Source organism: Bacillus sp. F9_6S_D1_P_5 (assembly GCF_054823925.1).
On the sequence record NZ_JBTREW010000020.1, the window covers coordinates 67,121 to 80,416 of the forward strand.

At 36.5% G+C, this 13,296-nt stretch carries 12 protein-coding genes; 4 read left to right on the forward strand and 8 right to left on the reverse strand.

Annotated elements, in window-relative coordinates; all coding sequences use genetic code 11:
* Positions 1-2: 2 nt before the first annotated feature.
* The 8 genes from ACUXEY_RS21720 to ACUXEY_RS21755 form a co-directional block, all read right to left on the reverse strand.
* Positions 3-725, reverse strand: coding sequence for a prepilin peptidase (locus ACUXEY_RS21720; protein WP_429598816.1), 723 nt, complete (start codon positions 723-725; stop codon positions 3-5).
* 112 nt (positions 726-837) lie between these two features.
* Positions 838-1,548 carry a LutC/YkgG family protein gene (locus tag ACUXEY_RS21725; RefSeq protein WP_166704881.1) on the reverse strand — a complete coding sequence of 237 codons (711 nt, stop codon included), beginning with the start codon at positions 1,546-1,548 and terminating at the stop codon, positions 838-840.
* Positions 1,548-2,969 (reverse strand): LutB/LldF family L-lactate oxidation iron-sulfur protein, encoded by a 1,422-nt coding sequence (locus ACUXEY_RS21730; RefSeq protein ID WP_000061914.1) that lies wholly within the window; start codon positions 2,967-2,969, stop codon positions 1,548-1,550. Before ACUXEY_RS21730 ends, ACUXEY_RS21725 begins: the two co-directional genes overlap by 1 nt.
* Before the next feature lie 16 nt (positions 2,970-2,985).
* Positions 2,986-3,705 carry a (Fe-S)-binding protein gene (locus ACUXEY_RS21735; RefSeq protein ID WP_461301573.1) on the reverse strand — a complete coding sequence of 240 codons (720 nt, stop codon included), beginning with the start codon at positions 3,703-3,705 and terminating at the stop codon, positions 2,986-2,988.
* Between the two features lie 168 nt (positions 3,706-3,873).
* Positions 3,874-4,563, reverse strand: coding sequence for a FadR/GntR family transcriptional regulator (locus ACUXEY_RS21740; RefSeq protein ID WP_269732695.1), 690 nt, complete (start codon positions 4,561-4,563; stop codon positions 3,874-3,876).
* Positions 4,564-4,791: 228 nt separating this feature from the next.
* A complete protein-coding gene (locus ACUXEY_RS21745; RefSeq protein ID WP_000494792.1) occupies positions 4,792-6,192 on the reverse strand; it encodes a sensor histidine kinase in 1,401 nt (466 codons plus the stop codon).
* A gap of 3 nt (positions 6,193-6,195) precedes the next feature.
* Positions 6,196-6,867, reverse strand: coding sequence for a response regulator transcription factor (locus ACUXEY_RS21750; RefSeq protein WP_000049882.1), 672 nt, complete (start codon positions 6,865-6,867; stop codon positions 6,196-6,198).
* Complete coding sequence (locus tag ACUXEY_RS21755) at positions 6,860-7,834, reverse strand: YncE family protein (RefSeq protein WP_461301574.1); 975 nt, start codon at positions 7,832-7,834, stop codon at positions 6,860-6,862. The genes ACUXEY_RS21750 and ACUXEY_RS21755 overlap by 8 nt, the downstream gene beginning before the upstream one ends.
* A gap of 136 nt (positions 7,835-7,970) precedes the next feature.
* Here ACUXEY_RS21755 and ACUXEY_RS21760 point away from each other — a divergent pair, with 136 nt between their 5' ends.
* The 4 genes from ACUXEY_RS21760 to ACUXEY_RS21775 all read left to right on the forward strand — a co-directional run bounded on the left by ACUXEY_RS21760 (position 7,971) and on the right by ACUXEY_RS21775 (position 13,276).
* Positions 7,971-9,086: a CdaR family transcriptional regulator gene (locus ACUXEY_RS21760; protein WP_166704884.1), complete on the forward strand. Its 1,116-nt coding sequence runs from the start codon at positions 7,971-7,973 to the stop codon at positions 9,084-9,086.
* Between the two features lie 117 nt (positions 9,087-9,203).
* Positions 9,204-10,616 (forward strand): glycolate oxidase subunit GlcD, encoded by a 1,413-nt coding sequence (glcD, locus tag ACUXEY_RS21765; RefSeq protein WP_461301575.1) that lies wholly within the window; start codon positions 9,204-9,206, stop codon positions 10,614-10,616.
* Positions 10,613-11,941: a (Fe-S)-binding protein gene (locus ACUXEY_RS21770; protein WP_461301576.1), complete on the forward strand. Its 1,329-nt coding sequence runs from the start codon at positions 10,613-10,615 to the stop codon at positions 11,939-11,941. The genes glcD and ACUXEY_RS21770 overlap by 4 nt, the downstream gene beginning before the upstream one ends.
* Before the next feature lie 465 nt (positions 11,942-12,406).
* The gene (locus ACUXEY_RS21775) at positions 12,407-13,276 is read left to right on the forward strand and encodes a CAP domain-containing protein (protein ID WP_461301577.1); all 870 of its coding nucleotides are present in this window, start codon (positions 12,407-12,409) and stop codon (positions 13,274-13,276) included.
* Positions 13,277-13,296 lie beyond the last annotated feature (20 nt).

Consider the following 13,296-nt stretch of genomic DNA (forward strand, 5'->3'; position numbering starts at 1 on the left):
CTCTATTTTGCATACGTGATCAACATGTAACATATTGCCCCAAGGCTAATAAAAGGACCAAACGGAATTTGAGTCCTCATTTTCACACGCTTTAATACGAGACCAACTCCAAAGAAACAAAGACTAAGGCAAGAGGCTAAAAATAAAATCATAAAAACCCCTTTTAGTCCCACTATAAATCCAAGTAGCGAAAGTAATTTTACATCACCTCCCCCAAGCCCTTCTGGATATATCTTTTGCATGCAATATAACAAAATGAATATAACGCCACTACCAACTATACTATCTGGCCAAGTGACTAACGGTACAAAAATACATTCTAAAATGAGTAAACAGGCAAACCAAACTAAAATACGATTTGGGATTAACAGATATATGTAATCTGTAACTGAAATAATAAGAAGTAATGAAAAAAGCGATAAAATGATAATAAGCTCTCGTTCCACCCCGATCATATATACCGTAAGAAAAAATATCATTCCGGTTACAAGTTCAAATACTACGTACAAAATTGAAATCGCCCTCTTACAATTCGTACAACGTCCCCTTTGTATACAAAAAGAAATAATTGGAATCAATTCTTTTGGCTTTAGCACATACTTACAATAATGACAATGTGAACGAGGGACAATGATAGACTCCCCTAGTGGAACTCTCATCGCAATTACCATAAAAAAGGAACCAAACACCATCCCCACTAACAATGCATATACATAAGTGAACATCCCTTCCTCTCCTTTCCAGAAGAACATAGCAAAAAAAGGAGAGAACTTCTACTTCATATTATCTCTATTCTATTAAAAAAGCAGGCCATTTTCTGGCCTGCTTTCCCCTCTTTTATACGATGAAATATACTGCTTTTAATGGTCCATGTACGCCGACAACAAGATTCATTTCAATATCTGCCGAGTTACTAGGTCCTGTAATAAAGTTAATACAAGATGCCACTTCCTCACCATTTTCTACACGTGAGTTCATATCCTCAACTGCTTGTGTAATACGAGGCACAAGTGTTTCACGTGGAATAATAGCAAAGTATACAGTCGGTAAAAAGTGTAAAGAACGACCTTGGCCTTTATGACTTTGTACAACGATCGTACCAGATTCAGCTAAAGTATAATCACTAAAGGCAATTCCAATATTCGCTCTTTCTGCGATACGCATATTCTCTTCTTTTTTCTCAGGATCCCATACATTTACTTCAACATTTTGCTTTGGAAGCTCTTCTTTAAATAAAGAAGTCAATCCATAAGAATCAAAACGTTCATCTGCCGATAACATAATAGGTCCCCCGCCGTTTTCCACGATTACTTTTTGAATATCTTCACGTAAACGGTCGTTTGTCGTTTCCACAACAGTTGTATGAATGTTTGTACATTGATTTTTAAATACTTCTAACAATTCTTCTTGTGAATAATCTTTTAACGTTTCTTTATTCACATTATTTTTCCACACTGGACGTTTTACACCATCCGTTTTACGCGCGCGTCCAAGTTCTTTTGCAATATTCTCTAGAAAGGACTCACGGTTTTGAATTAATCCTGTCATTATTTGTCCCCGCCTTTCTTATGGTCTTTATACCAATCACGGAATCGTTCTTTACTTGGAGCCGGGAATTCACGAATATCTGTCCAGTTTTTAAGTGGCCCAACACCTTTTGATACACGGTTACCCGATGTAAATGGACTCATTGCCGCTGGCGCCATTTTTGATCCCATTTTGTATAAAGCTGCTGAAGATGCACCCATACTAAACATTTTCATTGCCAATTTCTCTGCAAGTGGAGCACGTCCTTCTTGCTCAACGATAACTTGACGATGTTTTAATAATAAATCATGTAATGGAATTTTTACTGGACAAGCTTCTGTACACGCTCCGCATAAACTAGAGGCATAAGGAAGCTCTTTGTAATCATCATATCCACCTAAAAGTGGTGTTAATACCGCACCAATTGGTCCTGAGTATATAGAACCATATGAATGTCCACCAACGTGACGATATACAGGGCATACGTTAACACAAGCAGCACAACGAATACATTGCAACACTTGACGGAATTCAGATCCAAGAATTTGAGAACGACCATTATCGACAACAACTAAGTGGAATTCTTCTGGTCCATCTACTTCCTCTTCTTGAATTGGTCCCGCTACAGTTACATAACTTGTTAACTTTTGACCTACTGCACTACGACATAGTAAACCAACTAAAACATCTAATTCTTCCATTGTTGGAACCATACGTTCCATACCCATTACTGCAATTTGTGTTTTCGGAATCGACATAACAAGATCGGCATTACCTTCATTCGTTACTAAACAAAGAGAACCAGTATTTGCAACAGCGAAGTTACAACCTGTCACACCAATTTCTGCATCCATAAATTTTTCACGAAGTTGTTTACGAACAAACTTCGTCATTTCGTATGGATCATCAGAATTTTCATAGCCAAGCTTTTCTTTAAATACATCACGAATTTGCGTTCTATTTTTATGAAGTGCAGGCGCAATAATATGTGAAGGTGGATCGTTATCTACTTGCAGAATATACTCTCCTAAGTCACTTTCTAACACTTCACAACCGATTTCTTCAAGCGCATGGTTCATACTAATTTCTTCTGTTACCATCGACTTTGATTTTACTACTTTTTTTGCCTGCTTCTTTTTTGCAACGTCTTGAATATACTTTGCCGCTTCCTCTTTCGTTTTCGCAAAGTACACATGTCCGCCTCTTTTTGATACATTTTCACTTAACTGCATTAAGTAATAATCAAGATTTTCTAACGTATGTTGACGAATTTCTTCACCGAGTTCACGCCATTCTTCCCAGTTTCCTAATTCATCCGCTGCTTTTAAGCGATTCGTATATAAGCGTGTTTGTGCAGAAGATACTGCTCCGCGCATAAACGAATCTTGAATTCCATCGCCAACGCGATCATTAAATTTTTTCTCACTGATTTTCATAGACATAGCTTATGTTCCCCCTTCATGAGCGACTATTCAGTACCTCAGCAATATGCATTACTTTTATTTCTTTTCCTAAACGCTCAATACGTCCGCCAATGTTTAACAAACACCCACAATCTGCACCGATTAAATAATCAGCACCTGTTTCCATTGCACTCTCTACCTTTTCATCTACCATTTGCTCAGAAATTGGAGTCATCTTCACTGAAAACGTTCCCCCAAACCCGCAACAATTTTGCACATTTGGTAACTCTCTCACAGTTAATCTTTTTACATTTGATAATAAAATTCCTGGTGCCTCTGTTACTCCAAGCATACGTGTCATATGACATGATTTATGAATAGTAGCAATTCCTGGTAAACTTGCACCAACATCAGTAACCTTTAAAACATCTACAATAAATTGTGTGAATTCATATGTTTTATCAGCAACTTTTTGTGCACGTTTAGCCCACTTCGGATCATCTTTAAAAACATGCGGATACTCATGAAACATTGTCGCACAAGAACCAGATGGCGTAACGATATATTCTGCATCTTCGAAAGTTTCAATCATATGTTTCATCGCTTCTTTTGCTGCTTCTACATGGCCGCTATTATAAGCAGGCTGACCACAACAAACTTGTGCTTCTGGAAATTCAATTTCACAACCTAAACGCTCCAACACTTCAACTGTTGCTTTGCCGACGTTTGTTTCAAACATATCAACTAAACAAGTAACAAATAAAGTAACTTTCATAATTATTACTCCCCCTTTTTACAACTCCACCAACAAACATATGGTCATCAGATGACTAATAAAAGAAGAAGTAGGCTCAACCATGGCCTATCCTCTCCCTCTTCTAAAGAAAACGCTTACTTAATCTCTCTCTATTTTATCAAAAAATTTGATTTTTAAAAGATTAAATTACGAATTTATATCGTTTTTACCTGTGACAATATGTTCTACATTTGTTAAATGATCTAGCATTGCTTGCTGCGCTAATTCTACATCTTGCTTTAACACTGCATCATATATAACTTGATGCTCTTCTATAAGTCGTTCTGATGTTGTTTGTTCACCATATAAAATAATGCGTCTTGATTCACCAATTGTTTCAGCAATCATCTCTGAAACGTGATTCATGAGTTCAAGCAAAATGTTGTTATGCGAAGACTCCGCAATTCCCATATGGAACTGAAAATCTGCTTTTTCACCAGCTTTTTCATCTCCAATGCTCTTTGCCATTTCATCTAACCAATGCTTCATATTTTTCAAATTCTCTTCCGTACGTTTTGCCGCAGCTGCTCGAACTGCCCCCACTTCAAGCACCTTTCGTACTTCTAACAAATTCAAAATATCTTCTTTCTTCATTAATAATCTATTGTTTAATGATTTTGTTAATGAAGAAGAATCGAAATTCTTCACATATGTACCTTCTCCTTGTTTCATCTCAATTAAGCCCATCGCTCTTAGCGCACTTAACGCTTCACGAACAGCAGATCTGCCAACTTGAAACTGCTCAGCTAATTGATGTACAGGAAGTAGTTTGTCACCAGGTTTTAACGTACCATTTTTAATCATTGTTAAAATAGCTTCAGATACTTCTTCGTAAATTTTTTTCGGTTTAATCGATTTGTACTCCAGTTAAATCACCTCAGTATCTTCCAAACAACAATTGAAACGATTTATAAGAACTTTGCATCATAACTATTTTAGAACGAATTGGTAAGAAGTACAAATGTTTTGTTCATAAAATCGTCAAAATTTCGATATTTATTATATATTAATTTATATCTTTCTGTATAACTATTGTCTCCTATACAAAAAAGCATGCCCTAAATATTAGAACATGCTCCCCTCATCCTGTACTTTCAATTTAATAATAACCGTCGTCCCATTTCCTTTTTCACTTTCAATTCGCCACTGTCCATCATGTATATGAACAATTTGTCTTACAATAGCAAGACCTAAACCTGTTCCACCATGTTGGCGACTTCTCGCTTTATCAACGCGGTAAAAACGTTCGCCAAGATTTTCTAAATGCTCCGTATCAATACCGATTCCCGTATCTTTTATGTTCAATTCACAGTAATCATCTATCTGCCTAAGCGTTATCACAATATCCCCATTTGGATTCGTATACCGTATCGCATTATCTAACACGTTATGAAGTACTTGCTGCATACGATCCTCATCAATCATTACAATAATTTCTGGATTTAAATTTGTTGAAATGCGAATTTTCTTTTCTATAAATTTAATCTCATACGTATCTAACACATCTTCAATCAGTTGTGAAAAAACGATAGGTTGTTTCTTTAACGGAAAATGTTCCCCTTCTAATTGTGCTAAATCTAACAAATCATGAACGAGACGCTGCATACGATCTGCTTCTTTATGAATGAGCTGTGTTACTTTTTCCTGCTGTGGTCCCTTCGCTACACCATCTAAAATAGCCTCGCTATATCCTTTTATATAACTCAGCGGTGTTCTTAGTTCATGTGAAACGTTAGCTAAAAATTCCTTACGCTTTACATCTTCTGTCTCTAAAGAATTTGCCATTTTATTAAATGCTTTTCCTAATCGTCCAATTTCATCTTCGGAAGAAATCGTAATTCGTTCTGAGAAATCTCCCGTAGCTAAATGATTAGCAACTCGTTCCATTTGCGAAAGTGGTCTCGTAATAGCAATAATAATCTTTCTACCAATCCATATTGTCAGTAAAGTTATAGCAAGTGCTAACGGTGCCAAAATAAGGCCCATATCATATATTAAGTCTTTTATACTTTTTAAAGGAATATAAGAATATACAATGCCAACTAATTTTTTATTTTCTAAAACAGGGATGACAACCCCCATAATATTACGTTCAAAATGTTCCTCATATCCTATCTTCGTCACAGTTTTCCCATCTAATAATGCTTGCCTGTCCCCTTCACTTATAAGAGAATGATGATGCACATCAAAAGGTAAACATGCGCTTAAATCACGTGGGTTCGATACGAAAAGAACGTCTGAACTAGATATTTGATCAAATGCTCTTACTTTCTCTTCAAAAGTTGATATGCCTTCACGCTTATCATATTGCGCAGCAAGACCCTTCCCCTCCGTTACTAATGAATCTTTTAAATTATCAACGTATAGTTTTTCGTACGAGTATAAAGATACAAAATAAAGAAAAGAAACTGTTACAAATACTGCACATACTACTGTCAGCCAAAGCTTCTGTATCATCGTAAACATACGTTACACCTCAAATTTATAGCCTACACCCCAAACAGTTTGAATGTAGTTTCCACTTTCTCCAAGTTTCAAACGCATCGTTTTCACGTGCGTATCTACTGTTCTTGTACTTCCGGCATAATCATATCCCCATACCTTTTCCAGCAATTGTTCTCGGCTAAATACTTGTCCCGTATGTTGGCAAAGAAAATAGAGTAAATCAAACTCTTTTACTGTAAGAGAAATCGGCTCACCATCCGCCTCAATCTTCCTACTTTTTTCATTAATCAGGATCGGTCCAAACTGAACCTCCTCTTGTTGTTCTTGCTTTGTATAACGTCTTAACACAGCTTCCATACGAGCAATTAATTCTCCAGGGCTAAATGGCTTTACAATATAATCATCTGCTCCCATACGTAAGCCGTTCACCCTATTCCACTCTTCACCTTTTGCTGTTAAAAATATAATTGGTACATCTGACGTCTTTCTAATTTCTTTACAAACTGAAAGTCCATCCATCTCTGGCATCATAATATCTAGTACAACGAAATCATAATGATTCGTCTCTAATTTTTGTAGAGCTTCTTTTCCATTTTCAGCTTCTCCCCACTCGTACCCGAAATTATCTAAGTACATACCAACAAGCTGTCTCATATCACTTTCATCATCTACAACTAGCACCCTATATTTACTCATTGTCCTTCCCTTCTCTCTCTATGAGTTGAAACGGCCCTTTTCCGACTTTAATTGTTTGTTTTATTTTCAAATTCTTCATATCTATGATGCACAATTCATCACTATCGTAGCTTGCTACGTATCCTTCTGCTCCGCTCTTCAAAAATGCAAATGGGTTCGATCCTACTTCTACAGAAGCAACCTCTTTATACGTACCAACATCAAACTTTCTAAGCGTATTCGAACCGTGACTCAATGCATATACATACTTATTATCCTTCGTTATATTCACAGGCATAAACGGAGCGTGTAAAGAACGTACCATTTCTCCGCTCTGCAAAGAATACACTAATACTTTCTCATTCACTTGATTTCCATCACCATGCCCGCCAATCCATATTTCTTTTCCATTCGGACTAATTGTCGCTCCCGTTGACGCTGGGGGAATTATAAAGGATTGGATTACTTCTTTTTTCTTTGTATCAATTGTCGTTAACTTCGTATCATAAAAGTTTAGTACAGATAACTGGTTATCGTGCTCTACCATCGTTATTGGTCCTTTTCCGGTTGACACACTCCCTGCCTCTTTCCCTTTTACCGTAAAAAACCTTACCTTTTGAGCCTTTTGATCAGCAGTAAATAATTGCTTTTTATCTTCGGATACGACCACATTTACAATGCCTTTTCCCGTTTTATATTTTTCCACTTGCCTTCCTTCTGCTAGTGAATATACATACATGTACTCTAACTGCTTGCCATATACAAGTATGTCCTCACCGTTTGGAAGTAGTGCAATTCCTGCCATTGGTTCATTAAGTTCCCATGTCGTAATTAACTTTTTAGTTTGTTTATCTACAAAACTAAGACTACCTTCTTTTATATTCGTTGTTATAATAACACTTTTATCTTTAGCAATCGGTGTATATGAACTTCCTTGACACCCTACTAATAGAAATAAAAAACAGAGAAGAAAAACATACTTTCTCAAAAGATTCCCTCCATCTTCGGATGATTTCGTTATAATTGTAAAATAACAAATAAATGTGTGGAAAGTGTGAAATTTCCCTTTCTTACATCATTTACATATATAATGTACAACAAATAGAATTTGAGGTGTGCAAATTATGCTTTTTCCTGATTTAGCGAATAAAATTGTACGAGAAGTACGCAGACTAATTAAAGAAAATATCATTATTATTAATATACAAGGCGTTATTATCGCAAGTACAGATGTAGAAAGAATCGGTCAATTTCATGAAGGTGCACTCCGATGCGCGAAACAAAAGAAAACTGTCATTATTACAAAAGAAGATGAACGACGTTTGCAAGGCGTAAAGGCGGGTATGAACCTCCCCTTACTATTTCATGACGAAGTAATTGGTGTCATTGGAATTACAGGTGAACCTGAAAATATTTCGCAATACGGAGAAATATTACGTAAAATGACCGAACTACTCATTCACGAAAACTACTTTTTAGAACAACTAGAACTTGAACACCGTTCTTATGAAGCATTTGTCTTTGATTGGCTTCAAAATACAGACTGGTCTCCAAGCTTTCTCGATCGCGCAAAAACACTTGGTATTGATTTATATAAGAAGAAACAACTTATTTTGTTCTCAATCGATCAAAATGACACGATGCTTCAGCGTAAAGTTTGGCAACACGTACGTAATCTATTAACAAAGGAGCATCTATTTGTTCGCTGGGGAAATGATCGATTTATTTTATTTACAGCCACACACTCTAAAGAGCAAACGTATCAATTTTTAAACCGATTAAAACAAGACTGTGAAACTTTATTTTCTATTCCTTTATATATTGGGATTGGACAATCCGTTATGCCAAACAATATGAACTTATCGTACGAACAAGCATTACAAGCTCTTTCTGTATCACTTGAAACGAAAAAAATTGTATTTAATGAAGATTTACGTTTAGAAATGTGCTTGCAAGATATTTCTGCTGAAACGCGGGAACAGTTTCTAAGACGCACGATCGAAAACTTACTATCATCGCCTGAACTTATGCACACTTTACGTTTATTTATTGATTATAACCAATCTTATAAACAAACAGCTGAGCAATTACATATACACATTAACACATTGCATTACAGGCTTAAAAAGATTGAGGAGCATACAGGACTTGATCCGAAACAATTCAAAGACTTAAACATTTTATACTTCTCGCTCCTCTTATTAGATAATCATACAAAAAAGAATGATAAAACAGATTAATCTTTAGATGATTATACATAGAAAGAATCCCCCAACTTTTTTATCATTATAATGAAAGCACTGTTACAACGTTTTTTATTATGACTAAATACGTTAACAGTTTGAGGGGGATTTCCAATGTTAGAAAAGCAAATTATTCATTCATTCGTATCCATTGTTGGCGAAGATAATGTAGATACATCGAATATGGGGCGTTTAACGTATAGTTATGATGCCACTCCAAACTTCCAAGCAATGCCTGATGCAGTCATTGCTCCTCGTAATACAAATGAAGTAGCTGAAGTATTAAAAATATGTAACACTCACAAAATTCCTGTATATGTTCGTGGGTCTGGAACAAACCTTTGTGCAGGTACATGTCCACTTGAAGGCGGTATCGTCCTTATCTTCCGCCATATGAATAATATTTTAGAAATTGATGAAGAGAATTTAACAATTACTGTCCAAGCTGGTGTCATTACACTTGATATTATTAAAGCAGTAGAAGAAAAAGGTTTATTTTATCCACCAGATCCAAGCTCGATGAAGATTTCTACAATCGGCGGTAACATTAATGAAAACTCAGGTGGATTACGCGGATTAAAATATGGCGTCACACGTGATTATGTGATGGGTCTTGAAGTTGTCTTACCAAATGGCGATATTATTCGTACTGGAGGTAAATTAGCTAAAGATGTAGCTGGTTACGATTTAACTCGTTTATTTATCGGTTCTGAAGGAACGCTGGGCGTCGTAACAGAGGCAATATTAAAACTTGTTCCTATGCCTGAAACGAAAAAAACGATGCTTGCGCTATATGAAGATATAAATGAAGCTGCACGTGCAGTTTCTTCTATTATTGCAAATAAAATCATTCCAGCGACACTTGAGTTTTTAGACCAGCCGACAATTGAAGTTGTAGAAGAGTTTGCACAAATTGGTTTACCAACTGACGTAAAAGCAATTTTATTAATTGAACAAGATGGCCCGCCCGAAGTTGTCAATCGAGATATTGAAAAAATAGCTCACGTTTGCCGCTCTATGAATGCAGTCGATGTTCGCGTTGCAAAAGATGAAGCGGAAGCAGATGCGCTTCGGACAGCTCGCCGTAGTGCACTATCAGCACTTGCAAGATTAAAACCTACAACAATACTGGAAGATGCAACAGTACCACGCTCACAAATTGCTCCGATGGTTGAAGCTATTAATGCCATTGCAAAAAAATATAATATTCCTATTTGTACGTTTGGACATGCTGGTGATGGTAACCTACATCCAACTTGTATGACAGATGCTCGTAATGAAGAAGAAATGCACCGAGCTGAACAAGCTTTTGCTGAAATATTTGCGAAAGCAATCGAACTTGGCGGCACGATTACTGGTGAACATGGTGTTGGCGCGATGAAAGCTCCGTATTTAGAAATGAAATTAGGTAAAGAAGGTATTGCTGCTATGCAAGGAATTAAACAAGCCTTCGATCCAAATAACATTATGAATCCAGGAAAGATGTTCGCGAAAGACACTCGTAAAAGAGTGGTGGTTGAGCGATGACAACATTAAATAAAGAAAACATTCAAAAAGAATTTAAAGAACGATTAAGTGAAGATGAACTATTAAACTGTATGCGATGCGGTTTCTGCTTACCAACTTGCCCTACTTACATTCAATCTGGATATAAAGAATCACATTCACCACGAGGACGCATCGCATTAATGAAAGCAGTCGTTGACGGTTTAATTGAGCCAGATGAAGATGTTGAAAATACATTAAACGTTTGCCTCGGCTGCCGTGCTTGTGAACCTGTTTGTCCATCAGGTGTGAATTATGGACATTTATTAGAAGAAGCTCGTGATATTATAAATCAAAATAAAAAGTTCTCGGTACCAGTGAGAGCCGTTCGTAAAGTCGTTTTTGAAGGACTATTCCCGCATCAAAATCGAATGAGAGCATTAACAGGATTAATTGGATTTTACCAACGTTCTGGTTTACAAACGCTAACACATAAAACAGGGATTATGAAGTTATTCCCTGAAACACTTGCAACGATGGATCTCGTTTTGCCAAAAGTTCCTAAAATGAAAGCAATGAAAGATCGCCCAGCATTTTTACCTGCTGAAAGTACAAAGAAGAAACAAGTTGCATTCTTCACAGGTTGTTTAATGGATACGATGTTTTTAGAAACAAATAACGCAACGATGAAACTTCTTCAGTTAGCTGGTTGTGATATCGTTATTCCGAAAACACAAAGTTGCTGCGGGGCATTACATGGGCATGCTGGTGAAAAAAGCGGAGCAAAGGAACTAGCGAAACGCAATATAAAAGCATTCGAAGATTTAAACATCGACTATATTATTACGAATGCAGGTGGTTGCGGAGCTTACCTCGTAGACTACGATTATCTTTTAAAAGACGATCCACAGTGGGCTGAACGCGCAAAGCAGTTCGTTTCTAAAATTAAAGATATTACCGCTATTCTAGTAGAACTAGATTTCCATAAACGAAAAGACTTACGACTCACACCGCAAATTATTACGTATCAAGACTCTTGTCATTTACGCAATGTTATGCGAACATCTTCAGAACCTCGTAAGCTACTAGAAGCAATTCAAGGTGCAACATACCGTGAAATGAAAGACGCGGATCGTTGCTGTGGTTCCGCTGGTATTTACAATATTGTTCATTCAGAGTTATCAATGGAATTTCTAGATTACAAAATGGACCGTGTGCATGAAACAGAAGCAGCAACCATTGTTACTGCAAACCCAGGTTGTTTATTACAAATGAAATTAGGGATTGAACGAGAAGGTCTTTCTCATAAAATGAGAGGAATTCACATTGTAGATCTATTATTAGAAGCAATTGAAACCAACTCGTAATAACTCGTAACATACGTAATAATAAGAAAACGGCTATCTCCTTCGTCTACGTAAAGAGATAGCCGCTTTTTTGTCCGCTACAACATTAAAAATATGTTACTTTATTATAAAAAAGAACAACAGAAACATTACAGTTTTGTAAAAATCAATCCAGTATATTCCTCAAAAAAATGCTCAAACCATTGATACAATAGGATTCTTCATTTTCATTATAGGTACATTTATCCAAAAATCCCCTCTTAAAACGAAGTATAAAAATGCTGAAAATTCCTTTTATACTCTATGTTTCTCTTATTTCCCCTCCTTTCCCCTCTTAGGATAAATTAGGTAAATTTTAAGTCTATGAATTTTTTTCCATCTTTTTTCTTGCAAATTGTATGCTACGATGAATTTGTCAGTCAGACAGGCTGTCAAAAACAAATCGTGTGAAAACAAATTAAAACTTTATATAGGGGGACACACATCATGAAAAAGCGTGTTTTATTATCTGTAGCTGCTGCAACAGCTCTTACTCTAGGAGTATCATCTTTAGATGCACAAGCTGCAACAGTACAACCGTCTAACATAAAGGTTCAAAATATTCAGCATTCAAAAGTGATGATGAAGCAAATGAGCCAACAAGAATTACAAGCATTCTTACAATCTATGGGAGTTGAGTCATTAGCACAATGGCAACAAGGAAATTTCCAACCAAACTGCTTCATTCCTGGTCAACAACCAACTGAAAATGTTGTAACTGAGCAACCAACAGCTAAGCCAGAAACTCAAAAGCCTGTTGAACAAAAACCTGCTGAGCAAAAGCCTGCTGAAAACAACAATACTCAAAAACCTGCTGAACAAAAACCTGCTGAGCAAAAGCCTGCTGAAGAAGTTCAAAAACCAGAAACTCAAAAGCCTGCTGAAAACAACAATACTCAAAAACCTGCTGAGCAAAAGCCTGCTGAAGAAGCAAAATCTTTAAGCGAATTCGAACAACGTGTTGTTGAATTAACAAACGCTGAGCGTACAAAACAAGGCTTACCAGCATTACAAATCGATACTGAATTAAGCAAAGTAGCACGTATCAAGTCTGAGGATATGCAAAAAAACAACTACTTTGATCATAACAGCCCTACATACGGGTCTCCGTTTGACATGATGAAGAAATTTGGTATTTCTTATAAGTCTGCAGGTGAAAACATCGCTCAAGGCCAACGTACACCTGAAGAAGTAGTACAAGCTTGGATGAACAGCGCTGGACACCGTGCAAACATCTTAAATAACGGCTTCACTCACATCGGTGTTGGTTATGTAGAAAGCGGCAACTACTGGACACAACAATTTATTACGAAGTAAATAGATTAAAAGAGTCTTCT